This window comes from Rhizobium sp. BK316, assembly GCF_014193695.1.
Taxonomy (GTDB): domain Bacteria; phylum Pseudomonadota; class Alphaproteobacteria; order Rhizobiales; family Rhizobiaceae; genus Rhizobium.
In genome coordinates, this window is the sequence record NZ_JACHZR010000007.1 from 20,811 (window position 1) to 43,499 (window position 22,689).

Below are 22,689 nucleotides of genomic sequence, written 5' to 3' on the forward strand. Positions count from 1 at the left end.
TTCAGAGCAGACCATGGATTTCCTGCCGAGCTTTCCGACGCTTATTGCCTTTGCCGCCGCCACCCTGTTGCTTGCGGCAACTCCCGGCCCTGACATGACGCTGTCGATCAGCCGTGCGCTTGCGCAGGGCAAGAAGGCAGCGCTCTTCGTCGTTCTCGGCACCAGCCTCGGCATCGTCGTGCACACGATGCTGGTCGCCTTCGGCATCTCGGCGCTGATCACTGCGTCCCCGACCGCCTTCCTGATCCTGAAGACCGGAGGTGCGGCCTATCTCTTCTGGCTGGCCATCCAGGCGATCCGCTTCGGCTCGAAGCTGACGGTTGCCAAGGTCGAAGGCCCGAAGGGGACGATCCTCTCGAACGTCTCCTCAGGCTTCTGGGTCAATCTGCTGAACCCGAAGGTCATCATCTTCTTCATGACCTTCCTGCCGCAGTTCGTCAGCGCCAGCGATCCCGCCGTCACGCACAAGCTGCTCTTCCTCGGCTTCTGCTTCATCGTGATCGGGATGCCGGTCAACGCAGCCGTTGTCATGGCGGCCGACTGGCTGGCGAGCTGGCTGCAGAAGAACAGGAAGGTGCTACGTGGCATGGATTATACCTTCGCCGGCGTCTTCTCGGTTTTCGCCGCCAAGATCCTGCTCACCCAAGCCCGCTAATCAACCGATCAGCACGCTGTCGGCTTAGCCGATCAGCAGGGCATCGTCATCGAGCGTCTGGCCGCGCATCTTGCGGAACATGGCGATCAGGTCTTCGACCTGCAGGTTCTTCCTGTTGTCGCCGGCGACATCGAGAACGATCTCGCCGCCATGTAGCATGATCGTGCGGTGACCGTAGTCTAGTGCCTGACGCATGGAATGCGTGACCATCATCGTCGTCAGCTTGCGTTCAGAAACGATCTTCTGGGTGAGGTTCATGACGAACTCGGCCATGCCTGGATCGAGTGCTGCCGTATGCTCGTCGAGCAGCAACACTTCAGAGCCGGCAAGCGTCGCCATGACCAGCGAAACTGCTTGACGCTGCCCACCGGACAGCAGGTCCATACGGTCTTTCAGCCGGTTTTCCAGCCCGAGATTAAGCTCGGCGATTCGCTCCTTGAAATAGTCGCGGCGGCTTCCACCGAGTGCTGCGCCGAGCCCGCGCTTTTCACCACGCCGGGCGGCCAGAGCGAGGTTCTCCTCGATCGACAGCGCACCGCAGCTTCCGGTCAATGGATCTTGGAAAACGCGCGCCACCAGACCGGCGCGGGCCGATGTAGACTTGCGCGTCACGTCGGTCTTGCCGATCAGCACCGAGCCTTCGCTCGGCATGACATCACCGGCGAGCACGCCGAGCAGTGTCGATTTGCCGGCGCCGTTGGAGCCGATGACGGTGACGAAAGAGCCTTCCTCGATGGTCAGGCTGACGCCGTTCAGCGCCTGTTTCTGCAGCGGTGTACCGCGTCCGAAAACGACCTTGATGTCCTTGACGCTGATCATGATGCGGCACCTCGGCGAAGGCGGGGAAGAATGAGCGCGACGGTCACGAGCACGGCCGTCACGAAATTGAGATCGGAGGCCTGCAGGCCGACGACATCACTCGAAAGCGCAAGCTGGATGGCGATGCGGTAGATGATCGAGCCGAACACGCATCCAACAAGCGCAATCAGCAGCCCGCGGCGACCGAGCAGAGTCTCACCGATGATGACGGCGGCAAGGCCGACGACGATGGTACCGACGCCCGAAGTCACATCGGCAAAGCCGTTGGTCTGTGCAAAGAGTGCGCCTCCAAGTGCCACCAGCGCATTGGAAATCGCCATGCCTAGATAGATCTGCCTGCTGGTATCGACACCCTGAGCGCGGGCCATGCGGGCATTGGCGCCGGTTGCGCGCATCGCAAGCCCGCCATCGCTTTCCAGAAAGCGCCAGACGACGATGACGGCGACAACGACCAGAACGCCGACGAAAAACGGACGCACGTAAAAATCCCTCAGACCATGACCGAAGAAGGGGCTGATCATCGTATCGGCATTGATAAGCGCGACATTCGGTTTGCCCATCACCCGCAGGTTAACGGAGAAGAGCGCGATCATCGTCAGGATCGAGGCGAGGAGATTCAGGATCTTGAAGCGTACATTGAGGAGCGCCGTCACCATGCCTGCCGCAGCACCTGCACTCATCGCAATCAGAGCCGCAAGCCAGGCGTTGACGCCAGCAATGATCAACACTGCAGTCACCGCCGCGCCAAGCGGAAACGAACCGTCCACTGTCAGATCCGGGAAATCGAGGACACGGAAGGCAAGATAGACGCCGAGAGCGACGAAGGAATAGACTAGGCCGAGCTCGACGGCCCCCCAGAATGCGATTTGGCTCAAGGCTTTCAGCCCCTTCTTGTTTCCGTTCCGCCCGTCGCGAAACCGGAGCCTTTTAGCGCATAACCCCTTAAATCGGAACCGATTTAAGGAAAGGATTATGCGCAGTTTTTACATTGTTACAGCGTCCTTGCGCGCCATCTGGCGCGCGGCGCTGTAATGCAACAGCCGCCCCCGTGCAAACGGGAGCGGCTGATTGTCACTAAGACCTTGGAACGACGGTCGTTTATTCAATAACCTTGTTGGCGCGTGAAATAACGCTATCCGGCAGAGTCACGCCCATTTTGGTTGCGGCAGCCTTGTTGATGACGAGGTCGCTGCCAGCTGCGGTCTTCACCGCGATATCGCCCGGGTTTTCACCCTTCAGCACCCGCACGACGATCTCTCCCGTCTGCTTGCCGACATCATAATAGTTGAAGCCGAGCGCTGCGATCGAGCCGCGAGAAACGGAGTCCGTATCAGCAGTGAAGAGTGGCAGCTTGCTCTCTTCGGCGACGGCAACGGCACCTTCGAGCGCCGAGATGATCGTGTTATCGGTCGGGATGTAGATCGCATCGGCACGGCCGACCAGCGCGCGGGCAGCGCCCTGCACTTCGGCAGACTTCGTGGCAGCCGATTCAACGATGGTGATGCCGGCCTTGTCGGCTTCGGCCTTCAGCGCTGCCAGCAGCGAGACGGAGTTCGCCTCGCCGGAATTGTAGAGGTAACCGATCGTTTTCACGTCAGGCAGGATTTCCTTGATCAGCGCAATATGCTCGCCGACCGGCGACATGTCGGAAAGACCAGTCACGTTACCGCCGGGCTTGTCCATGTTCTTGACGAGTTGCGCGCCGAGCGGATCGGACACGGCGGTGAAGACGACAGGGATATCGCGCGTCGCGGAAACGACGGCCTGGGCGGACGGCGTGGAGATCGGCACGATGACGTTGGGCTCATCGCCCGCGAACTGGCGGGCGATCTGGGCTGCCGTTGCGGGATTGCCCTGTGCGGATTCGAAGACGAACTTGAGGTTTTCGCCTTCCTTGTAGCCGGCAGCGGCCAGCGCATCCCTCACGCCGTTACGGGCTGCATCGAGTGCCGGATGTTCGACGATCGCGGTTACGGCAACCGTAACGTCATCGGCCTTCGCCGGCAGCGTCAGGGCCAAAGTTGCGGCAAAAGCCAGAAGAATTGAACGCATGAGTGTCCTCCACGATGATTTTGAGGGCATTTTTAGGAAAAGTGCCCTCGATAATCAATCGCGGAGAATTGTAATGAAGATCAAACTTGCTGATCAGTCGTCGGCTCCGTGATTGGCGATCATCATCGCCTCGAACGCAAGACGTTCCGTCTTTCGCATGCGCTCGGATTCCGACTTGAGCTGACCGCAGGCCGCCAGAATGTCACGGCCGCGCGGCGTGCGGATCGGCGAAGCGTAACCGGCCGAATTGATGAAATCGGCAAACTTCTCGATCTGCGCCCAGTCGGAGCACTGGTAGTTGGTGCCCGGCCACGGATTGAAGGGGATGAGGTTGATCTTCGCCGGCACGCCTTTCAGGAGCTGGATCAGTCCCTTGGCGTCTTCCAGGCTGTCATTGACGTCCTTCAGCATCACATATTCGAAGGTGATACGCCTCGCGTTCGAAAGCCCCGGATAGTTCCGGCAGGCCTCGATCAGTTCCTTCAGCGGATACTTCTTGTTGATCGGCACGAGAATATCGCGCAGGTCATCGCGAACGGCATGCAGCGAGATCGCCAGCATGACGCCGATTTCGTCACCGGTGCGGAGAATTTCGGGTACGACGCCTGACGTGGACAGCGTCACGCGGCGCTTGGACAACGACAGGCCGTCACCATCCGTGGCGATCAACAACGCTTGCTTGACGGCATCGAAGTTATAGAGCGGCTCGCCCATACCCATCATCACGATATTGCTGACTTTGCGGCCTTCGGAGGGCACTACGGCGCCGACAGGCACGTCGCGGTCCGGGAAGTCGCCCAGCCGGTCGCGGGCCAGCAGAAGCTGGGACAGGATTTCCTCGGCAGTCAGGTTACGCACCAGCCGCTGCGTGCCGGTGTGACAGAAGGAACAGGTGAGCGTGCAGCCGACCTGGCTGGAAATGCAGAGCGTACCACGGCCTTCTTCGGGAATATAGACAGCCTCGATCTCGACCGGCCGGCCGGCGCCGCGGGGCGGAAACCGCAGCAGCCACTTACGTGTGCCGTCATTGGAAATCTGTTCCTCGACGATCTCAGGCCGGGCGATGGTGAAATGCTGCTTCAGCATCTCGCGCATGTCCTTGGCGACATTCGTCATGTGGTCGAAATCGGAAACGCCGCGCACGTAGATCCAGTTCCAGAGCTGCGAGACACGCATCTTGATCTGCTTGTCCGGCACGCCCTTTTCGCGCAGTGCCGCAGCCATTTCCTCGCGCGTCAGACCGATCAGCGACGGCTTTGGCGAAAGCTCAACGCCGAGAGGCGCCCGGGTGGCGGGCTTGGCAACGGTCATCGCATCCATGACGGACATAATCTTCTAATCCCGAACTCAACATGGCAACCATCCCGGGAAGCCGGAAGACTTACGGGGCCGTTGACGCATGATTGCAGAAAATGAATGGCGGAGCGGCGATGAGACCGCCATCTTTCCGCAGTTGCGCGCCGCTTTAGCATCATTTTTGGCCCACGTCACTAGACATGGAAGCGTCACTATAGATGGAAACGACAAAGGCCGGCGCAAGGCCGGCCTTTGAAACATTGGCCCGAAACGCGAGCTTACTTGCAGCTTTCGATCTGCTTCAGCGCAGCCGAGATGCCGGACAGAGAGTAGCTGTAGGAGGTACCGGTACCCTTGCGCGAGGTAGCGCTGACAGTCATCGAATGACCGGTCTTCATGGCTGCGACGAGCGCCGGCTCCTGAGCCGCGTTCTCGACCCATCCGGCCTTGTCCTTGGTGAACATCACGAAAGTTTTATTGTCGATCGTAACGTTGATCTTCGAATTTTCCTTCACCGTATAGCCCATCATCGCCTGCGGCTCATAGGAGATGTTCTGGCCGGGGCGCTGCGACACGATGAAGAAGTTATCGCCATGGTCGACGCTTGCCGGCTGCTTGGCGGTCGGCACCGAAAGCACGTAGCAAACGGTGGAGGCGCCGGACTTGTAGGAATAGGCGCCCCATGCCTGGAACTGCTGAATGCGGGTCGGTGCTGCTGCCGCCTGCTGCGCTGCCGCCACTCCGGTCATAGCAACTGTGAGGGCGAAAGCGGATACGATACTTTTTACAAACATGGAATTCCTGCCGGTTCTTGCGGTTCAAGGCCCGAAGCGATCATTGCGGGCGGCGCATGATCACGATCTGCTTTATTTTGACTTAATTCAGGTTACCAAATGGTCAACAATGGCTGCGAATTGTATCTGACTGTTTCATTTTCGCCCGACTGTTAATTTGCGAACCGACAGCGGCGCGTAGGGTTACACGCTGCCTTGATGGCTGAGCCCATCCGTTCGGCTGAATTTAAGACACAAAGATTCAGGCAAGAGTTTGACCTTTCTAAAATCCGTTGTAGGTCGTTAAGGTGAGGAAATTCGGATCGAAATCTTGGCTGCGGGGAGTTCGTGAGAGGGATGGATGCCGAGGAAAGACAGCGTTTCGCTGCCCTCGCAAAGGCCGTTGCCGATGAACGCGACGAGTCGGCATTCTCCATACTCTTCGACCATTTCGCGCCTCGCCTGAAATCGTGGCTGATGCGCCAGAAAATGACATCAGGCGAGGCTGAGGAACTGGTGCAGGAGATCATGATCGTTCTCTGGCATAAGGCCGATCTCTACGATCCCACCCGCTCCTCCTTCTCTACTTGGCTTTTCCGCATCGCCCGCAATCGGCGCATCGATCTCCAGCGCCGCGCGCTGGTACGCGTTTTCGATGAGAAGGATCCGACGCTTCAGCCACCGGAAGAAATGAGCGCCGACGAAATCGTCGCCAATGATGACCGTGACGCCAAGGTACGCGATGCCATCGCCCAACTCCCGCAGGAACAGCGAGCGCTGCTGCAGGCCGCCTTCTTCCTTGGCCAGTCGCATACCGAAATCGCCGAAGCGACCGGCCTGCCGCTTGGCACGGTCAAGTCGCGCATCAGGCTTGCCTTCGGCAAGCTCCGAAACCTGGTGGAACGGGAAGAGGCCTAAATCGTCTTCATGCCGTCTTCGGAACGCTCGGCAAGAACGCGATCGGCCGCCTCATAATGGCTCGGTCGGATATTGCCCCTGATCATGGCAAATGCCGCCGACAGGACGGCGATATCGTCAGAAAAGCCGATAACGGCAAAGATATCCGGGATGATGTCGACAGGCATGACGAAATAGGCAAGGGCCGCCAGGAGCACGCCGCGCACTCTGGTGGGCGTCTGCGGATCGAGCGCGCAATAAAAGCCGGCGACCACATCGCGTGAAAACGGAATCTGCCGCACCGCACGACGAAAGGTCGGCCAGAATTTCTGCCGCACCGTCTCCTCGCGCCGGTTCTGCGTATCCTCGTCGCCCGGCAACAGGATCTCTCCGTATTTGACCTCGTCCATCCCGATATCCCTTTTCGTCGCTCCGATCATATGGTGATGGCCCGAGCTGAATCAATCGGCCGATTCAATCGGTCCGTCTTGCCGCCGCCTTCTCCATGGCCTTTGCCAGCTTGAAGTCCAGCTCCGTCAACCCACTGGCATCATGGGTGTTGAGCTTCACCTCGACACGGGAATAGACGTTGAACCATTCCGGATGATGGTTGAGCTTCTCGGCGGCAAGCGCCGATTCAGCCATGAAACCGAAAGCTTCCACGAAACTCGCGAATTTGAACGTCTTCGAAATCGAGCTTGCGGAATCGTCGAGCGCCCAGCCCTTGAGCTCGCCGAGCAATTGGTTGATTGCCGATCTTTCCAGCTTTTCCATTTTCATGCCATGCTCCTTTCATCCTTCCGTCGGATCCTCAGATGAAACGTATCAGTCTCCTCTTTGTTTGCATGGGCAATATCTGCCGCTCTCCACTCGCCGAGGGAATATTCGATCACGTTGTGGGCGAGGCAGGCCTTGGCAATGCACTCCGCATCGATTCCGCCGGCCTCGGCGGCTGGCATCAGGGAAAACTGCCCGACCCTCGCTCGATCGCCACGGCCAGCGCGCATGGCATCGACATTACCGGGCAGCGCGCCCGAAAGATCTTGCCCGAGGATTTTGACGATTTCGATCTGATCGTCGCCATGGACCGCTCGAATGTCGTGGAACTGCGCCGCCGTTCGCCACACGCAGACAACACTCATCTCTTCGGCGATTTCGCGCTTGGCACCGGCGAAGATATTCCGGACCCCTATTATGGCGGCCCGGAAGATTTTGAACTCGTCTATGCGAGGCTCTTGGCCGGCTGCAGCACGCTGGTCGAAAGGCTCGGCGCCATCAGCGGCTCGTGGAGCGGGAAGACTTCCTCGGTCAGGTAAGGCCCGCCGCCGACCGATTCGCGCGACGACAGAAGCACGAAACGCGGCACGGTGAAGGTAGAAGTCTGGAAGTTGCCGCGGCCGGCGAGATAGTGAACCACATCATCGACACGCGAATATTTCAGCCGGGCCAGCGTGACATGCGGCGTGAATTTGCGCGGATCCGGCGGCAGGCCGATGCGTTGGCAGATCCGCTCGATCTCGCCTTGAAGGGCGTACATTTCCGGCGAAGGAGAAACGCCAGCCCAGATCGAATGCGGTTTCTTGGAGCCGAAAGAGCCGATACCATCGAGCCGGAGCTGGAATTCCGGCCGGTCGATCCGGTCAAGGCGCTCGACGATTTCATCTGCGGTGCGGCCATCGACATCGCCGATGAAGCGAAGTGTGATGTGGTAATTCTCCACATCGATCCATCGTGCTCCGGGAAGACCACCGCGCAACAATGACAGGCTCATCGCCGCATTGCGCGGAATTTCGAGGGCGGTAAATAGTCTCGGCATAACGAGCACTCCCCGAATCTTTTGCAGGTGCTCACACGGAATCACGCATTACAAACCTGTGCAAGCCCCTATTTCTTCACAGAAGAAATCGTGTCGACGAATTTTGTGACAGCCGGCTCCATCTTCTCCACCATCACGTCCACGCCCTTGGCATTGGGATGCATGCCATCATCGAGCTTCAGGCCCGCATCGAGCACCACACCGTCGAGGAAGAATGGATAGAGCTCAACCCCATGTTTTTCCGCAAGTTTTTGGTAGATCGGGTTGAAGCGTTCGGCGTAGTCCGCACCCATGTTCGGCGGCGCCATCATGCCGGCAAGGAGCACGGCAATGCCACGCTCTTTTAACCGGCTTATCATCTGGTCGAGATTTTTTTCACTCTGTTCCGGCGGGATACCGCGAAGCGCATCATTGGCGCCAAGTTCGAGGATCACCCCGTGGGTTCCGTCAGGAATGGACCAGTCGATTCGCGCCAGCCCGCCCGTCGTCGTATCGCCGGACACGCCGGCATTGGTGATCGAAACGTCAATCCCCCTGGCCTTCAGCGCCGCCTGCAGCCTCTCGGGAAAGCCGTCGCCTGGCGGCAACTGGTAACCTGCCATCAGGCTATCGCCGAAACCGACCAGATTGATCGTACGCGCTTCGGCAACTGTCGAGAAAATCAGCGAGAAGATGATGACAGCGAAGTGAAGGGCGGCAACTTTAAATCTCATAATGCTTTCCCTAGATTGGCTAGGTGCCGTTATGCGGCCATTCGGTTAGGGAATTATATAGGGCGATTTCTGTTGGCCAAAACCATCATCGATCTGAAACACGCCGATTTGACGCTCGGTAATGCTGCCGCCTCCGTTCATGTGCTGAAGGGCATCGATCTGGAGATCAGCGCCGGCGAATCCGTCGGCATCGTCGGCCCCTCGGGCTCCGGCAAGTCGACGCTGCTGATGGTGCTTGCGGGCCTGGAAAAGCTCGACAGCGGCGAGATCAACATCAATGACACACCGCTTCACGCGCTGAGCGAGGATCAGGTCGCAGATTTCCGCGGCCGCAACATCGGCATCGTCTTCCAGTCCTTCCATCTGATTGCCAACATGACGGCGCTGGAAAACGTCGCGGTGCCGCTCGAACTTGCCAATATTCCCAACCCCTTCGAGATCGCCCAACGCGAGCTGAATTCCGTCGGCCTCGGCGAACGCCTGAGCCACTACCCCGGCCAGCTCTCCGGCGGCGAACAGCAGCGTGTGGCGATCGCCCGCGCGCTGGCACCATCTCCCGCCCTGCTGATCGCCGACGAGCCGACCGGCAATCTCGACACCGATACCGGCCGGCAGATTGCCGACCTCCTGTTTTCCAAGCAGGCCGAACGCGGCACGACCCTGCTGCTGGTGACCCATGATATCGGCCTTGCCAACCGCTGCTCACGCCAGATCCGTGTCCGCTCCGGCCGCATCGAAGGCGATAGTGCCGTCCGCCAATCCGAGGCGGCGATTGCATGACGATCGTCACCCCGCACATCTCGCTCGCCTTCCGCCTGGCCCTGCGCGAGCTGCGCGGCGGCCTGAAGGGCTTTTACATTTTCCTCGCCTGCATCGCACTCGGCACTGCGGCAATCGCCGCCGTCAATTCGGTGTCGCAGTCGATCACAGATACGATCGCTTCGCAGGGGCAGGAGCTTCTCGCCGGCGACGTTCGTTTCGAGCTCAACAACCGTGAAGCCACACCAGAGGAGATGAATTTCCTGCGCGGCCTCGGAGAAGTCTCCGTCTCCACCGGCCTTCGCTCCATGGCCCGCAAGCCTGACGGATCCGATCAAGCGTTGGTCGAGGTCAAGGCCGTCGACGAGGCCTATCCTCTCTACGGCACCTTCGAAGCGGAACCGAACTATCCGCTCGCCTCCATGCTATCGGGAGAAGGCGGCACCTACGGCGCCATTGTTGCCCCGCTGCTACTGGAGCGGCTGAGGCTGCAGATCGGCGATGAATTGCTGCTCGGCAACGTCAAGCTCAGCATCACGGGCACCGTCAAGACGGAACCGGATGCGCTCTCGGAAGGCTTCGGTTTCGCCCCCCGCATGCTGGTCAGCCGGAACGCGCTTCAAGCCTCCGGGCTGATCCAGACAGGCAGCCTTGTGGAGCATGCCTACAAGATCAAGCTCGAAGACCGCGGCACGATGGCTGGCATCCAGGCCCGCGCTACCAGAGAATTTCCTTCGGCCGGCTGGTCGATCCGCACCAGTGATCGTGCAGCACCGTCGCTGACGGAGAACATCACCCGCTTCTCACAGTTCCTGACGCTGGTCGGCCTGACCGCGCTGATCGTCGGCGGCGTCGGCGTCGCCAACGCGGTACGCGCCTTCCTCGACGCCAAACGAACCACGATCGCGACCTTCAAATGCCTCGGCGCGCCGGCGGCCGTCGTGGTGTGGATCTATCTGTTCCAGATCGCCATCATCGCGGCGGGCGGCGTCGTGATCGGCCTGGTGCTTGGCGCGCTGTCACCAATGCTGGCCGCGCAGTTCCTTGCCCAATTCCTGCCAGTTTCTACCGATCCGACCCTCTATCCCGGCGCGCTGTTGCTTGCGGCCCTCTTCGGCATACTGACGACACTCGCCTTCGCCATCCTGCCGCTCGGCCATGCACGCGAGGTTCCGGCAACCGCGCTCTTCCGCGAGCAAGGCTTTGAAGCCCGCCGCCTGCCCTCCTGGCCCTATGTGCTGCTGGCCGTGCTCTTCTTGGCCGCATTGGCCGGCCTTGCCATCTTTACCGCCTATGACCGCTTCATTGCTGTGGTCTTCGTCGGAGCCATCATCTTCGCCTTCGTCATTCTGCGCCTCGTCGCGGCTCTGATCGCCTGGCTGGCGCGCAGGTGCCCGCGCGTAAGCTCGCCGGCGCTCCGGCTGGCGATCGGCAATATCCATCGCCCGGGCGCTTTGACACCCTCCGTCGTCCTTTCGCTCGGCCTCGGCCTTGCACTGCTGGTGACCCTGACGCTGATCGACGGCAACCTGCGCCAGCAGTTGACCGGCCGCATGAACGAAGGTGCACCGAATTTCTTTTTCGTCGACATCCAGAGCGCCGAGGTCGACGCCTTTCGCAACCTGATCCACGCCCAGTCGCCGAACGGCAAGCTGGTGGAAGTGCCGATGCTGCGCGGCCGCATCATTGCCTTCAACGGTCAGGACGTGACCAAGATGAATGTTCCGGCGGCGGGCCGCTGGGTGCTGAATGGCGACCGCGGCATTACCTACGAGGAAAGCCTGCCGGAGAATTCGGCACTCGTCGAAGGGCAATGGTGGGGAAAGAATTATAGCGGCGAGCCGCTCGTCTCCTTCTCGGCGGAAGAGGCCCATGAGCTCGGCCTCAAGATCGGCGACACCGTCACCGTCAACGTGCTTGGCCGCAACATCAGCGCCAAGATCGCCAATCTCCGGCGGGTCGAGTGGGAATCGCTGTCGATCAACTTCGTCATGGTCTTCTCGCCGAATACCTTCCGCGGCGCGCCGCATGCTTGGCTTGCGACACTGACCGATCCCGCATCGACCGAGACTGAAGACGCCGCAATCCTGAAGTCGGTGACCAATGCTTATCCGACGATTACGAGCGTACGCGTCAAGGATGCGATCGATATCGTCAATCAACTGATCGGCGAGCTTGCAACCGCGATCCGCGCTGCAGCTTCCGTCGCCCTCATCGCTTCCGTCCTCGTGCTGGCTGGTGCACTTGCCGCCGGCAATCGCGCGCGAACGCATGATGCGGTGGTGTTGAAAACGCTTGGTGCGACGAGAACCATGCTGATCCGTGCCTTCAGCTACGAATATCTGATCCTCGGCCTCGCCACCGCCATCTTCGCACTCTTTGCCGGCGGCGTGGCAGCCTGGTTCATCGTCAGCCGCATCATGCGCCTGCCCTCCAGCTTCATGCCCGATGTTGCCGGCCTTACCCTCGTCACGGCGCTCGTCCTGACCGTCGGCATCGGCCTGATCGGCACCTGGCGCATCCTCGGACAGAAGGCAGCACCCGTTTTGCGCGAGCTGTAGCAGGTTGGATACTCAAATCCCTTCACCTTACGGCGATTTAACCGAACGGCTGATTGTAAAGGCCTTGTCTGAAAAGGTCGAAAGCCTCATATTGTCAGCAGGCATGCTGAAGCTCCGCAGCGGCGCCCGGGTCGTGAACCCGACACCGTATTTCCATCGGAGCTTGTAAGAGGAAACTATGGCTGATCTTCGTAACTACCAAAGCCGTGCACAAACCGGCGAAGTGATTGATCAAGGCCTCCGCGCTTATATGCTCAAGGTCTACAACCTGATGGCGCTGGGTTTGGCGATCACCGGTGTGGCCGCCTATCTGTCATTCCAGTTCGCTTTCGCCAATGGTGAGCTAACCGCATTCGGTCAGGCGATTTATGCGAGCCCGCTTCGGTGGGTTGTGATCCTTGCACCGCTTGCTGCCGTGTTCTTCCTGAGCTTCCGTATCAACCGGATGAGCGTGGCTGCAGCGCAGACCACCTTCTGGATCTATTCCGCACTGGTTGGGCTGTCCCTCTCGTCGATCTTCATAATCTATACGGGCCAGAGCATCGTACAAACCTTCTTCGTGACGGCCGCCTCCTTCGGTGCGCTGTCGCTTTACGGCTACACGACAAAGCGCGACCTGTCGGCAATGGGTTCGTTCCTGATCATGGGTCTCTTCGGCCTGATCATCGCTTCGATAGTCAACATCTTCCTGGCTTCGTCCGCCGTGCAGTTCGCGATCTCCGCGATCGGCGTGCTGATCTTCGCAGGCCTCACCGCCTACGATACCCAGCGGATCAAGGAAATGTATTTTGAAGCAGACGGTTATGACGTCGCTGGCCGCAAGGCCATCATGGGCGCGCTGACGCTCTACCTCGACTTCATCAACCTCTTCATGTTCCTGCTGCAGTTCATGGGCAACCGGAAATAAACGGCTCACACTGAAAACGGAAAAGGCGGCTTCGGCCGCCTTTTTTGTTGCGAGCGGCTGACCGGAGTGCTTCAACAGGAGCCTTCCTTCAACCGTGCCGATCGATCCGAAATGCCCCCTATTCTACGCGACGCTCTTCCTTCCGATTTTCCCGCCATTACTGAAATCTACCGCGAGTCCGTGCTGAACGGTACGTCCAGCTACGAGATCGTACCGCCGACGCAGGCAGAAATCGCAGCCCGCTTCTCCGCCATCCGCGAGCAGAGCTATCCGTACATTGCTGCCACGGGCGAAGACGGAACCCTGCTTGGCTATGCCTATGCCTCCGCCTTCCGCACGCGGCCAGCCTATCGCTGGCTGGTCGAGGATTCGATTTATCTCAGCACGGAGGCGCGCGGAAAGGGCATCGGCAAGCTGCTGCTCGCAGAGCTGATCTTCCGCTGCACTGTGTCTGGCTTCCGACAGATGACCGCAGTCATCGGCGGCGCGAGCCCGGCTTCGATCGCGCTTCACCGCTCGCTCGGTTTCGAAGTGATCGGCCTGATGAAGGGTGCTGGCTACAAGCATGGCCGCTGGCTGGACACGATGCTGATGCAACGGGAGCTCGGCGAAGGGACGGAAACCCATCCCGATCCCGAGGCCTATCCCGGTACGCTGTTCAAGGGATGAGCTTGTCTACTTATCGACGAGCTTCAACGACTTGTCGAAGACCTTCAGCACCGGTCCGAGCTCGTGACCGCGCTTCAGGATCATGCCGCTGAAATTCACGACGGAAAAAGCGCCCTGCTTTGCGGCAAGCTTCGGGTTCTTCTCGATTCGGAAGAGAGGCATTTCGCCTGAGCGCTTGAAGACGGAGAAGACTGCCTTCTCCTTGGTGTGGTCGATGGCATAGTCTTTCCACTCGCCCTCGCCCACCATTCGACCGTAGATCCACAAGATCTGGTCGAGTTCTCGCCGGTGAAACGTCACCGGCATCGGCTCCTTGTTTTGTCTGTATTCCCTGAGATCAACGACGGTTGAAGAGTTATTGTCGACGGAGCGGCTTTCGCCGTGTCGCAAATCCGGCGTATCTGTCATCAGAATCCCAAGACCTCCACGTGTGACAGGAGAGTGACAGTTTGCCCGAGCCGCGGCAAAATGCAAGGCCACGGACTGCCACACTGGGGACGAAACCGGCTTTCTCCGCCGTGCCGCATTTCAGTCAAAACAGCGCCTCATTTCCAAGAGAACTATAGGTCCCAGTTTGGCGCCAGCGCGCCAAAGGGCCCGGCGGAGCGTATCGACCTTAACCCCAGCCCCGAATACGCTTGGCCGGGCCGCCTGACATTCATCTGCAAGCAGATGAAATTCTTAGATATTTTTTCCAGCCATGACGACGGCCGCGCCGAGGATTGCTCCCGGATCGCCGTTAGCTGTCGCAGACTGCAAGAGAATCGCCGACCCCTCCAGATCAGGTTTTTCCATCACGCTCGCCGGCAGGGTGAGCGTCGTGGCCTTGCCATCCCACATGCCGACGGTCTCCACATCGGTCACGCTGTGGAGGTAAGAAATCTTCTTGCCGCTGTTTTCGCCCTTCTCGACATCGATCGTTTTTTCCTTCTCGAAATAGACGATCACGACATTGGCCTTGCCCTGTCCGGCGCCGAGCTTGATCTCCAACTCATCGCCGCTCATGCGCGCGCTGACAGGTATAGTCAGGCCTTTACCCTCGTTGGCATAGCCGTTTATCTTGCCGTTGATGCCGGCGAGATCCGCACCTGCAAGATGGTCACGGCCATTGACGATCACCTGCGGCGTATAGACGTTGCTGCGGCCCATCATGCGAGCATAGCCATACTGCCGCTCGGTATTTTCCTTTGAGCTCAGCGTGTCGGCCCAGCCGAGATAATTCCAGTAGTCGACATGATAGGCGAGTGCGATGACATTGCCCTGGCTGACGAGCTTGCGGAATGCGGCATCGGCCGGCGGACAGGAGGCACAGCCCTGCGCCGTGAACAGCTCAACGACGCCTTTCGGCGTGCCGTCTTCGGCCAAGAGCGGACCTGCAAAGGCAAGCCCGGCGACCAGCGGGATCAGAAAACGCGGGGACATTCACCAGCACCTCTTTTTCAGCGCCGGCAACAGTCCTGAACCGCCGGCTCTGAGATATGAACGTACGAATAATCCTTCCAGGTCCAAACGCAAAGTCACGAACGGGTGAGACGGAGCCGCAGGCGGAGTGCAGCCGAAACACATCACCGTGAGCAGTGAAACACCCTCGTTTTCCGCAAAGGAAAACCGCCGGAAATTGCTTTCCGGCGGTCATTATCAGGCAAGTATCTTAACAATCAGGCTGCAAGATCGCGCAGAACTGTCTGCAGGATGCCGCCATTGTTGAGGTAGACGACCTCGTCCAGCGTATCGACGCGCGACAGCAGCGGAACATCCTTCACCGTGCCGTCGGCATAGGTGATCTTGGCGATCTTCTTTTCGCGCGGCTTAATGTTTTCGAGGCCCTCGATGGTGACGAGTTCGTCGCCCTTCAGGTTGAGGCTCTGCCAGGTCGTGCCCTCTTCGAAGACGAAGGGGATGACACCCATGCCGACCAGGTTCGAACGATGGATACGCTCGAAGCTCTGGGCGATCACGGCCTTGACGCCGAGCAGGTTCGTGCCCTTTGCAGCCCAGTCACGCGAAGAACCGTTGCCATATTCCACGCCAGCGAAGATGACGAGCGGAACGCCTTCGGCCTTGTACTGCATGGCCGCGTCGTAGATCGAGGTCTCTTCCTTGGACGGATAGTGGATGGTGTAACCACCTTCCTTGCCGTTCGCACCGAGCATGAAGTTGCGGATGCGGATATTGGCGAAGGTGCCACGCATCATGACCTCATGGTTGCCGCGACGCGTACCATACTGGTTGAAGTCGGCGACTGCGACGTCATGGCCGAGCAGGTAGGCGCCGGCCGGCGAAGCAGCCTTGATCGAACCGGCCGGAGAAATGTGGTCGGTCGTGATCTTGTCGCCGAAGAGGCCAAGAACGCGTGCGCCCTTGATGTCCGACGTGCCGGTACCCTTCTTGCCCATGCCGACAAAGTATGGCGGGTTCTGGACGTAGGTCGAGTCGTCGTCCCAGGCATAGGTCTGGCCTGGAGGAACCTGAACGGCCTGCCAATTTTCGTCGCCCTTGAAGACGTCGGCATACTTGGTTTCGTAGAGCTCGCGGGTCACGTACTTCTGGATGAAGTCCTGCACCTCGTGCGAGGTCGGCCAAATGTCCTTCAGATAGACCGGATTGCCGTTCTGGTCTTCACCGATCGGCTCCTTCGTCAGATCCTTCTGAACCGTGCCGGCAAGCGCGTAGGCGACGACGAGCGGCGGCGAAGCGAGGTAGTTCGCCTGGACGTCAGGAGAAATACGGCCTTCAAAGTTACGGTTGCCCGAAAGCACGCCGGAGACGATCAGGCCCTTGTCATTGATTGTCTTGGAGATCGGCGCCGGCAGCGGACCGGAATTGCCGATGCAGGTCGTGCAGCCGAAACCGACGAGGTTGAAACCGAGCTTGTCGAGATCGGCCTGCAGGCCGGACTTGGCAAGATATTCGCCGACCACCTGCGATCCCGGAGCAAGCGAAGTCTTGACCCACGGCTTGGTCTTCAGACCCTTGGCAACGGCGTTGCGGGCAAGAAGGCCGGCAGCGATCAGAACCGACGGGTTGGAGGTGTTGGTGCACGACGTGATGGCGGCAATCGCCACGTCGCCATGGCCGAGATCAAAATCCGTGCCTTCGACCGCATAGCGGTTGGAAAGTTGGCCGGGCTTCTTGTAGTCGGCATCCATCGAGCCGGCGAAGCCGGAAGCGATGTTTTCGAGCGCGATGCGGCCTTCCGGACGCTTCGGACCGGCCATCGACGGAACGACGTCGCCGAGATCGAGTTCCAGTGTGTCGGTGAAGACGAGGTCGGAACCGTCGCCTTCGCGCCACATGCCCTGAGCCTTCGAATAGGCTTCGACGAGCGCGATCCGGTCATGCGTACGGCCGGACATGGTGAGGTAGTTGATGGTTTCGCCGTCGACCGGGAAGAAGCCGCAGGTCGCGCCATATTCCGGACCCATGTTACCGATCGTCGCGCGGTCGGCGAGCGGCATGTTGTCCATGCCCGGGCCGAAGAATTCGACGAACTTGGAAACGACGCCCTTCTTGCGCAGCATCTGCACGACGGTCAGAACGAGGTCGGTCGCGGTTACGCCTTCCTTGAGCTTGCCGGTCAGCTTGAAGCCGATGACTTCGGGCAGAAGCATCGAGACCGGCTGGCCGAGCATGGCGGCTTCAGCTTCGATACCGCCAACACCCCAGCCGAGAACGCCGAGGCCGTTGATCATCGTCGTGTGCGAGTCGGTGCCGACGCAGGTATCCGGATAGGCGATCGTTTCGCCGTCCTCTTCCTTCGTCCAGACGGTCTGGCCGAGATATTCGAGATTGACCTGGTGACAGATGCCAGTCCCCGGAGGAACGACGCGGAAGTTCTTGAATGCCTGCTGGCCCCACTTCAGGAAGCGGTAGCGCTCCCCGTTGCGCTGGTATTCCAGCTCGACGTTCTTGGCGAAAGCCTGCGGCGTGCCGAATTCATCGACGATGACGGAGTGGTCGATGACGAGATCGACGGGAACGAGCGGGTTGATCTTTTCCGGATCGCCACCGAGAGAAACCATCGCGTCGCGCATTGCGGCCAAGTCGACGACGGCGGGAACGCCGGTGAAGTCCTGCATCAGCACGCGGGCCGGGCGGTAGGCAATCTCGTTCTCGACGGCGCCCTTGTTGTTCAGCCACTCAGCAACGGCAAGGATGTGCTCCTTGGTGACCGATTGACCATCCTCGAAGCGCAGCAGATTTTCCAGCAGCACCTTCATCGAATAGGGGAGCTTCGATACGCCCGGCAGGCCGTTTGCCTCAGCCTTCGGCAGACTGTAGTAGACGTAGTCCTTTCCACCAACGGAAAGCTTGGACCGACAATTGAAACTGTCAAGAGATTTAGACACGAGAGACCCCGTTTCTGATAGCCAACACAGTCGTGCGAACGCCTATGCACTTAATGCACATCAGGATGCGGGTACGGCCATTTCCGCTGTCCGCACGTGAGGAGAAGACCCCAAGTTCGGCGCAAGGATGAAATTCACGCCGACCGCTGGCGTGGTTGCAGGTCTTATAGATAATTTCGTAAAGACTTGCCATACCGACAAAGGTCAAAATTGGACATTTTTTGAGCCTGCCCGAGAGCGTAACGAAGAAAGAGCCGATGCATGCATCTTACCGCTGAAAATCTGGCTGCCCGGCGCGGGGAAGATCTGATTTTCGTTAACGTTTCCTTTCACTTGCAGGCCGGCGAGGCGCTTATTTTGACGGGTAAAAACGGATCGGGAAAATCCACTTTATTGCGCGTGGTGGCGGGTCTTCTAAGGGCTGAGAAAGGCTCCGTCACAGTCACTGATTCTCACGGTGGCGAGAGCGGCCCGGCAGCCGAAGCGAGCCACTACCTTGGTCATCGCAATGCGATGAAGAATGAACTTACGGTTGCAGAAAATCTGGATTTCTGGCGATCCTTTCTTGGACCCGGCAAAACCGCAAGCCCGAGCATCGAAGAAGCCGCCGAAGCGGTAGGCCTGCCCGGCATCACGCATCTTCCCTTCGGCTATCTCTCCGCAGGCCAGCAGCGCCGCTTTGCCTTTGCCAAGCTTTTGGTCGCACATCGCCCGATCTGGATCCTCGACGAGCCGACGGCAGCACTCGATGCCAGCGCAGACAAGTTGTTTGCGGGACTGATCGAAACGCATCGCCGCGAAGGCGGCATCGTGATTGCCGCGACGCATCAGCCGCTTGGACTCGAAAATGCCGGAGAATTGCGCATGACCGGCTTTGCTGGCGTCGACCACGGAGTATGGGGATGATCGCCCTTTTCCTTCGCGACCTCAAGCTTTCCATTCGCGCCGGCGGTGGTGCCTTGATCGGCATTCTCTTCTTTCTGACGATCGTTGCCGTCATTCCCTTTGGCGTTGGCCCCGATCTTGCGCTTCTTTCACGCATCGGCCCGGCCATCGTCTGGATCGGCGCTCTGCTTGCGGCCCTTCTCGGGCTCGATCGCCTGTTCCAGGCGGAGCGCGACGATGGCTCGCTCGATCTGATGCTCATGCAGGAAACGCCGCTGGTGCTGACCGTGCTCGTCAAATGCGCTGCGCACTGGACGGCAACCAGCCTGCCGCTCGTCATCGCCTCCCCATTGCTCGGCCTCTTCATGAACATGAACGAGACGGCGATCGGCGCGACCATGCTCACCCTTCTCGTCGGCTCGCCGGCGATCACCTTCATCGGCGCCGTCGGTGCAGCCGTTGCCGTTGCGCTGCCGCGCGGTGGCCTGCTGGTCTCGGTGCTGATCCTGCCGCTGACGATCCCCGTGCTGATTTTCGGTGTCAGCGCCACCTATGCAGCAGTCGTGGGACCGTCGCCCTTCCTGCCACCCTTTCTTATCCTCATTGCCCTGACGCTTTTCTTCGCGGTCATTGGTCCGGCGGCTGCAGTCCTTGCACTCAGAAACACGGCGGATTGATCGGCGCTTCGATTGCGGCTCCGGGCGGATCAAGGTAAGGAAGCGGATATGAACGAAACGAGCCTTGCCATCAGCAAATTCAGCGACCTCGCCAACCCGACGCGGTTTCTGGCGCTGGCATCGCGTGTCATTCCATGGCTGGCCGGCATCACCGCCCTCTGTTTTATCATCGGCCTCTATCTGAGCTTCTCGACGGAAGGGGATTACCAGCAGGGCGAGACCGTGCGCATCATGTATGTGCATGTACCCGCCGCCTGGCTCTCCATGATGTGCTATACGGTCATGAGCATTTCGGCGATCGGCACACTCGTCTGGCGCCATCCGCTGGCCGATGTGTCGGCCAAGGCCGCCGCCCCGCTCGGAGCCGCCTTCACCCTGCTTGCACTCGTCACCGGCTCGCTCTGGGGCAAGCCCATGTGGGGCACATGGTGGGTCTGGGATGCGCGGCTGACCTCGGTCTTCATTCTCTTCCTGATGTATCTCGGCCTGATCGCGCTGAACCGCGCCATGGATGAACCCTCCAAGGCTGCGCGCGTCACCGCCGTCCTCATCCTCGTTGGCTTCGTCAATATCCCGATCATCAAGTTCTCGGTCGACTGGTGGAACACGCTGCATCAGTCGGCAAGCGTCATGCGCCTCGATGGCCCGGCGATCGATCCGGAATTCCTGCGCCCGCTGCTGATCATGGCGATCGCCTTCACCCTGCTGTTCTTCACGCTGCATCTAATGGCGATGAGGAACGAGATCTGGCGCCGCCGCATCGCCTCCCAGCGCCGCATGGCTGCCCGTATGGCAGGTCGGGAGGAATAGCGATGGGTAGTAGCTACGCTTTCTACGTCTACGGCTCCTACGGCTTCGCCGCCCTGGTAACGATTGCGGTAACGCTCTGGACCTGGTCTGACGGGCGGGCGCGCCGGAAGGAATTGGCAGCGCTCGAAGCCGCCGGCATCCGCCGCCGTTCCGCCAGACCGAGGGACGGCGAATGACCGAGGCTCCACAAGAAAATAGACCGAAGAGCCGCGGCCTCAGCCGCTATGCACTTGCTCTGATCCCGCTGGTCGTTTTCGGCGGCATTGCCGCGACTGCAGCAAAAATGCTCTACGATCAGGATTTCCACGGCAAGAACGTCGCCGAGATTCCCTCCGCCTTGATCGGCACCAAGGCACCATCGCTGAACCTGCCGCCGCTCGAAGGCTCTGGCCTGCCGGCGCTGACGGATGAGGCGGTCAAGGGCAAGCTCACCCTCGTCAACGTCTTCGCCTCCTGGTGCATTCCCTGCCGCGACGAACATCCTCTCCTGAAGCAGCTCGCCGAGGATGGGCAGCTGAATATCGTCGCCATCAACTACAAGGATAAAAACGACAACGCCCTGCGTTTCCTCGGTGAACTCGGCAATCCCTATCGAGCCATCGGCATAGACCCGAACGGCAAGGCAGCGATCGACTGGGGTGTCTACGGCATTCCGGAAAGCTATCTCGTCGCGCCTGACGGCACGATCATTTACAAGCGTGTCGGCCCCTTCGACGATCTCAGCCTGAAGGAAGGCCTCTTTCCGGCAATGGAAAAGGCGCTGGGCAAGCCGGTTTCTTAAGCCCCGCTCTGCCAGACCTTGATCGCTTCGACAGGCCAGATCAACATCAGCACATTCAGCGTCAGATTGTCCCGGATCACGTAACCGGTGAAAATCTCGAAGAAGATTGCGATCGCCACCGTCAGCGCCACGGGCGCCCTTGATGCAAAGAAGAAGCCGACAGCCATGAAGATCGTATCCATGACCGAATTGATGATGCTGTCGCCGTAGTAATCGAGCGAGATCGTCGCCGTGCGGTAGCGATCGATGATCAGAGGCGAATTTTCCAGAAGCTCCCAGCCGGATTCGACGAGCATAGCTAGAAGCAGCCTCGCCGCCAGCGGCTTGCCGCGAAGCAGGAGGTGCGCAAGCCCGTAGAACAGAAAGCCATGGATGATGTGCGACGGCGTGTACCAGTCGGACAGGTGCTGGGAATTGCCGCTGGAATTGACCGTGCCTTCCCAGAGTTTGACGTAACCGCAGGTGCAGATCGGCACCCGGCCCATCAGATATTCGGCGACGATCTGGACGACCAGCACCGCAAGGCATGCAGAAAACCAGAAGACCTGATGCCGCGCTCGGTCGGCGCCGTCGATGACAGTCACTTTTCGCTTTCCGCCTCGGTGGAAATGCTGTGCTTCAGCACCAGCGGCATCTGCGCCATCGTGAAGATGATGGTGATCGGCATCGTGCCCCAGACCTTGAAGGCGATCCAGAAATTATCCGAGAAATTGCGCCAGACGACCTCGTTCAGCACCGCGAGGAAGAGGAAGAAGATGCCCCAGCGGATCGTCAGCTTGCGCCAGCCTTCGGCATCGAGCTGGAAGGCAGCGTTGAAGACATAGCCGAGAAGCGACTTGCCGAAGGCAAGGCCGCCGAGCAGGGCAAAGCCGAAGAGCGCGTTGACGATGGTCGGCTTCATCTTGATGAAGGTTTCGTTCTGCAGCCAGATCGACAAAGAACCGAAGATCAGCACGACGATGCCTGAAACGAAGGGCATGATCGGCAGATGGCCAAGCATGATCTTGGAAACCACCAGCGAGAGAATGGTCGCGCCCATGAAGAGGCCGGTCGCCACGAAGAGCGGACCACCGAGTTCGGCCAATGCCGGAAAACGCGCGACGAGCCATTCACCACGCAGATTGGCAAAGAAAAAGACCATAAGCGGCCCGAGTTCCAGCGCCAGTTTCAGAAGCGGATGATGCCGGTCTGCGGCGCTGGGAGTAATATCGCTTTCAGTCGTCATGCTTCTTCAAACCTGCTTTTTTGCAATGCATGCAAGCCATCAACG

The 22,689-nt window shown here is 59.6% G+C and carries 26 protein-coding genes; 12 read left to right on the forward strand and 14 right to left on the reverse strand.

The window, feature by feature from the left end:
- Nucleotides 1-13 precede the first annotated feature (13 nt).
- Nucleotides 14-655, forward strand: a complete 642-nt coding sequence (locus FHT87_RS27410) for a LysE family translocator (RefSeq protein ID WP_183734394.1) — start codon at nt 14-16, stop codon at nt 653-655.
- A gap of 24 nt (nt 656-679) precedes the next feature.
- Here FHT87_RS27410 and FHT87_RS27415 read toward each other — a convergent pair whose 3' ends face one another.
- The 5 genes from FHT87_RS27415 to FHT87_RS27435 all read right to left on the reverse strand — a co-directional run bounded on the left by FHT87_RS27415 (nt 680) and on the right by FHT87_RS27435 (nt 5,616).
- A complete protein-coding gene (locus tag FHT87_RS27415) occupies nt 680-1,474 on the reverse strand; it encodes an ABC transporter ATP-binding protein (protein WP_112970802.1) in 795 nt (264 codons plus the stop codon).
- Nucleotides 1,471-2,349, reverse strand: coding sequence for an ABC transporter permease (locus tag FHT87_RS27420; protein ID WP_183734396.1), 879 nt, complete (start codon nt 2,347-2,349; stop codon nt 1,471-1,473). The genes FHT87_RS27415 and FHT87_RS27420 overlap by 4 nt, the downstream gene beginning before the upstream one ends.
- Nucleotides 2,350-2,572: 223 nt before the next feature.
- Nucleotides 2,573-3,526 carry an ABC transporter substrate-binding protein gene (locus FHT87_RS27425; RefSeq protein WP_183734397.1) on the reverse strand — a complete coding sequence of 318 codons (954 nt, stop codon included), beginning with the start codon at nt 3,524-3,526 and terminating at the stop codon, nt 2,573-2,575.
- A gap of 93 nt (nt 3,527-3,619) precedes the next feature.
- Entirely contained in the window at nt 3,620-4,855 is a 1,236-nt protein-coding gene (gene rlmN / locus FHT87_RS27430; RefSeq protein ID WP_183734398.1) for a 23S rRNA (adenine(2503)-C(2))-methyltransferase RlmN, read from the reverse strand.
- Nucleotides 4,856-5,100: 245 nt separating this feature from the next.
- Nucleotides 5,101-5,616, reverse strand: coding sequence for an invasion associated locus B family protein (locus FHT87_RS27435; protein ID WP_183734399.1), 516 nt, complete (start codon nt 5,614-5,616; stop codon nt 5,101-5,103).
- Nucleotides 5,617-5,952: 336 nt separating this feature from the next.
- On the opposite strand from FHT87_RS27435, the gene FHT87_RS27440 reads away from it, so the two are divergent.
- Nucleotides 5,953-6,513, forward strand: a complete 561-nt coding sequence (locus FHT87_RS27440; RefSeq protein ID WP_183734400.1) for a sigma-70 family RNA polymerase sigma factor — start codon at nt 5,953-5,955, stop codon at nt 6,511-6,513.
- On the opposite strand, the gene FHT87_RS27445 is transcribed toward FHT87_RS27440, so the two are convergent.
- On the reverse strand, nt 6,510-6,902 hold the full coding sequence (locus FHT87_RS27445; protein ID WP_183734401.1) for a YkvA family protein: 393 nt from the start codon (nt 6,900-6,902) through the stop codon (nt 6,510-6,512). The genes FHT87_RS27440 and FHT87_RS27445 overlap by 4 nt on opposite strands.
- Nucleotides 6,903-6,966: 64 nt before the next feature.
- The gene (locus FHT87_RS27450; RefSeq protein ID WP_183734402.1) at nt 6,967-7,272 is read right to left on the reverse strand and encodes a 4a-hydroxytetrahydrobiopterin dehydratase; all 306 of its coding nucleotides are present in this window, start codon (nt 7,270-7,272) and stop codon (nt 6,967-6,969) included.
- Between the two features lie 35 nt (nt 7,273-7,307).
- Here FHT87_RS27450 and FHT87_RS27455 point away from each other — a divergent pair, with 35 nt between their 5' ends.
- Entirely contained in the window at nt 7,308-7,808 is a 501-nt protein-coding gene (locus FHT87_RS27455) for a low molecular weight protein-tyrosine-phosphatase (RefSeq protein ID WP_183734403.1), read from the forward strand.
- On the opposite strand, the gene thpR is transcribed toward FHT87_RS27455, so the two are convergent.
- Together thpR and FHT87_RS27465 are read right to left on the reverse strand one after the other, a co-directional pair.
- Nucleotides 7,715-8,308 (reverse strand): RNA 2',3'-cyclic phosphodiesterase, encoded by a 594-nt coding sequence (thpR, locus tag FHT87_RS27460; protein ID WP_183734404.1) that lies wholly within the window; start codon nt 8,306-8,308, stop codon nt 7,715-7,717. The two genes, FHT87_RS27455 and thpR, sit on opposite strands and share 94 nt — an antisense overlap.
- Before the next feature lie 68 nt (nt 8,309-8,376).
- Nucleotides 8,377-9,021, reverse strand: a complete 645-nt coding sequence (locus FHT87_RS27465; RefSeq protein WP_183805910.1) for an arylesterase — start codon at nt 9,019-9,021, stop codon at nt 8,377-8,379.
- Between the two features lie 72 nt (nt 9,022-9,093).
- Here FHT87_RS27465 and FHT87_RS27470 point away from each other — a divergent pair, with 72 nt between their 5' ends.
- The 4 genes from FHT87_RS27470 to FHT87_RS27485 all read left to right on the forward strand — a co-directional run bounded on the left by FHT87_RS27470 (nt 9,094) and on the right by FHT87_RS27485 (nt 13,917).
- Nucleotides 9,094-9,801: an ABC transporter ATP-binding protein gene (locus tag FHT87_RS27470; protein WP_183734406.1), complete on the forward strand. Its 708-nt coding sequence runs from the start codon at nt 9,094-9,096 to the stop codon at nt 9,799-9,801.
- Nucleotides 9,798-12,341, forward strand: coding sequence for an ABC transporter permease (locus FHT87_RS27475; protein ID WP_183805912.1), 2,544 nt, complete (start codon nt 9,798-9,800; stop codon nt 12,339-12,341). Before FHT87_RS27470 ends, FHT87_RS27475 begins: the two co-directional genes overlap by 4 nt.
- 178 nt (nt 12,342-12,519) lie before the next feature.
- Nucleotides 12,520-13,248 carry a Bax inhibitor-1/YccA family protein gene (locus FHT87_RS27480; RefSeq protein WP_183734408.1) on the forward strand — a complete coding sequence of 243 codons (729 nt, stop codon included), beginning with the start codon at nt 12,520-12,522 and terminating at the stop codon, nt 13,246-13,248.
- 111 nt (nt 13,249-13,359) lie between these two features.
- Nucleotides 13,360-13,917, forward strand: a complete 558-nt coding sequence (locus tag FHT87_RS27485; RefSeq protein WP_183734409.1) for a GNAT family N-acetyltransferase — start codon at nt 13,360-13,362, stop codon at nt 13,915-13,917.
- Nucleotides 13,918-13,923: 6 nt separating this feature from the next.
- Here FHT87_RS27485 and FHT87_RS27490 read toward each other — a convergent pair whose 3' ends face one another.
- From FHT87_RS27490 to acnA, 3 genes are all read right to left on the reverse strand, one after another.
- Nucleotides 13,924-14,325, reverse strand: coding sequence for a DUF2794 domain-containing protein (locus tag FHT87_RS27490; protein WP_183734410.1), 402 nt, complete (start codon nt 14,323-14,325; stop codon nt 13,924-13,926).
- 273 nt (nt 14,326-14,598) lie between these two features.
- Nucleotides 14,599-15,339 carry a thioredoxin family protein gene (locus FHT87_RS27495; protein ID WP_183734411.1) on the reverse strand — a complete coding sequence of 247 codons (741 nt, stop codon included), beginning with the start codon at nt 15,337-15,339 and terminating at the stop codon, nt 14,599-14,601.
- Nucleotides 15,340-15,575: 236 nt separating this feature from the next.
- Nucleotides 15,576-18,266 (reverse strand): aconitate hydratase AcnA, encoded by a 2,691-nt coding sequence (gene acnA / locus FHT87_RS27500; protein WP_183734412.1) that lies wholly within the window; start codon nt 18,264-18,266, stop codon nt 15,576-15,578.
- Between the two features lie 261 nt (nt 18,267-18,527).
- On the opposite strand from acnA, the gene ccmA reads away from it, so the two are divergent.
- The 5 genes from ccmA to FHT87_RS27525 are packed head-to-tail and all read left to right on the forward strand — an operon-like array spanning nt 18,528 to nt 21,419.
- Nucleotides 18,528-19,172 carry a heme ABC exporter ATP-binding protein CcmA gene (ccmA, locus tag FHT87_RS27505; RefSeq protein WP_183734413.1) on the forward strand — a complete coding sequence of 215 codons (645 nt, stop codon included), beginning with the start codon at nt 18,528-18,530 and terminating at the stop codon, nt 19,170-19,172.
- Entirely contained in the window at nt 19,169-19,828 is a 660-nt protein-coding gene (gene ccmB / locus FHT87_RS27510; protein WP_183734414.1) for a heme exporter protein CcmB, read from the forward strand. The genes ccmA and ccmB overlap by 4 nt, the downstream gene beginning before the upstream one ends.
- 48 nt (nt 19,829-19,876) lie before the next feature.
- Nucleotides 19,877-20,638, forward strand: a complete 762-nt coding sequence (locus FHT87_RS27515) for a heme ABC transporter permease (RefSeq protein ID WP_183734415.1) — start codon at nt 19,877-19,879, stop codon at nt 20,636-20,638.
- Between the two features lie 2 nt (nt 20,639-20,640).
- Nucleotides 20,641-20,814 (forward strand): heme exporter protein CcmD, encoded by a 174-nt coding sequence (gene ccmD / locus FHT87_RS27520; protein WP_183734416.1) that lies wholly within the window; start codon nt 20,641-20,643, stop codon nt 20,812-20,814.
- Entirely contained in the window at nt 20,811-21,419 is a 609-nt protein-coding gene (locus FHT87_RS27525; RefSeq protein ID WP_183734417.1) for a DsbE family thiol:disulfide interchange protein, read from the forward strand. Before ccmD ends, FHT87_RS27525 begins: the two co-directional genes overlap by 4 nt.
- On the opposite strand, the gene FHT87_RS27530 is transcribed toward FHT87_RS27525, so the two are convergent.
- Both FHT87_RS27530 and FHT87_RS27535 read right to left on the reverse strand, forming a co-directional pair.
- Nucleotides 21,416-22,003, reverse strand: a complete 588-nt coding sequence (locus tag FHT87_RS27530; RefSeq protein ID WP_183734418.1) for a DUF2585 domain-containing protein — start codon at nt 22,001-22,003, stop codon at nt 21,416-21,418. The genes FHT87_RS27525 and FHT87_RS27530 overlap by 4 nt on opposite strands.
- Nucleotides 22,000-22,644, reverse strand: coding sequence for a septation protein A (locus FHT87_RS27535; protein WP_183734419.1), 645 nt, complete (start codon nt 22,642-22,644; stop codon nt 22,000-22,002). Before FHT87_RS27535 ends, FHT87_RS27530 begins: the two co-directional genes overlap by 4 nt.
- Nucleotides 22,645-22,689: the final 45 nt, after the last annotated feature.

Excerpts from the sequence above, each read along its gene's own strand:
- FHT87_RS27410 (WP_183734394.1), top strand. The coding sequence starts at position 14 with ATGGATTTCCTGCCGAGCTTTCCGACGCTTATTGCCTTTGCCGCCGCC.
- FHT87_RS27415 (WP_112970802.1), bottom strand. The coding sequence starts at position 1,474 with ATGATCAGCGTCAAGGACATCAAGGTCGTTTTCGGACGCGGTACACCG.
- FHT87_RS27425 (WP_183734397.1), bottom strand. The coding sequence starts at position 3,526 with ATGCGTTCAATTCTTCTGGCTTTTGCCGCAACTTTGGCCCTGACGCTG.
- rlmN (WP_183734398.1), bottom strand. The coding sequence starts at position 4,855 with ATGTCCGTCATGGATGCGATGACCGTTGCCAAGCCCGCCACCCGGGCG.
- FHT87_RS27435 (WP_183734399.1), bottom strand. The coding sequence starts at position 5,616 with ATGTTTGTAAAAAGTATCGTATCCGCTTTCGCCCTCACAGTTGCTATG.
- FHT87_RS27440 (WP_183734400.1), top strand. The coding sequence starts at position 5,953 with ATGGATGCCGAGGAAAGACAGCGTTTCGCTGCCCTCGCAAAGGCCGTT.
- FHT87_RS27445 (WP_183734401.1), bottom strand. The coding sequence starts at position 6,902 with ATGGACGAGGTCAAATACGGAGAGATCCTGTTGCCGGGCGACGAGGAT.
- FHT87_RS27450 (WP_183734402.1), bottom strand. The coding sequence starts at position 7,272 with ATGAAAATGGAAAAGCTGGAAAGATCGGCAATCAACCAATTGCTCGGC.
- FHT87_RS27455 (WP_183734403.1), top strand. The coding sequence starts at position 7,308 with ATGAAACGTATCAGTCTCCTCTTTGTTTGCATGGGCAATATCTGCCGC.
- thpR (WP_183734404.1), bottom strand. The coding sequence starts at position 8,308 with ATGCCGAGACTATTTACCGCCCTCGAAATTCCGCGCAATGCGGCGATG.
- FHT87_RS27465 (WP_183805910.1), bottom strand. The coding sequence starts at position 9,021 with ATGAGATTTAAAGTTGCCGCCCTTCACTTCGCTGTCATCATCTTCTCG.
- FHT87_RS27475 (WP_183805912.1), top strand. The coding sequence starts at position 9,798 with ATGACGATCGTCACCCCGCACATCTCGCTCGCCTTCCGCCTGGCCCTG.
- FHT87_RS27480 (WP_183734408.1), top strand. The coding sequence starts at position 12,520 with ATGGCTGATCTTCGTAACTACCAAAGCCGTGCACAAACCGGCGAAGTG.
- FHT87_RS27485 (WP_183734409.1), top strand. The coding sequence starts at position 13,360 with ATGCCCCCTATTCTACGCGACGCTCTTCCTTCCGATTTTCCCGCCATT.
- FHT87_RS27490 (WP_183734410.1), bottom strand. The coding sequence starts at position 14,325 with ATGACAGATACGCCGGATTTGCGACACGGCGAAAGCCGCTCCGTCGAC.
- FHT87_RS27495 (WP_183734411.1), bottom strand. The coding sequence starts at position 15,339 with ATGTCCCCGCGTTTTCTGATCCCGCTGGTCGCCGGGCTTGCCTTTGCA.
- ccmA (WP_183734413.1), top strand. The coding sequence starts at position 18,528 with ATGCATCTTACCGCTGAAAATCTGGCTGCCCGGCGCGGGGAAGATCTG.
- ccmB (WP_183734414.1), top strand. The coding sequence starts at position 19,169 with ATGATCGCCCTTTTCCTTCGCGACCTCAAGCTTTCCATTCGCGCCGGC.
- FHT87_RS27515 (WP_183734415.1), top strand. The coding sequence starts at position 19,877 with ATGAACGAAACGAGCCTTGCCATCAGCAAATTCAGCGACCTCGCCAAC.
- ccmD (WP_183734416.1), top strand. The coding sequence starts at position 20,641 with ATGGGTAGTAGCTACGCTTTCTACGTCTACGGCTCCTACGGCTTCGCC.
- FHT87_RS27525 (WP_183734417.1), top strand. The coding sequence starts at position 20,811 with ATGACCGAGGCTCCACAAGAAAATAGACCGAAGAGCCGCGGCCTCAGC.
- FHT87_RS27535 (WP_183734419.1), bottom strand. The coding sequence starts at position 22,644 with ATGACGACTGAAAGCGATATTACTCCCAGCGCCGCAGACCGGCATCAT.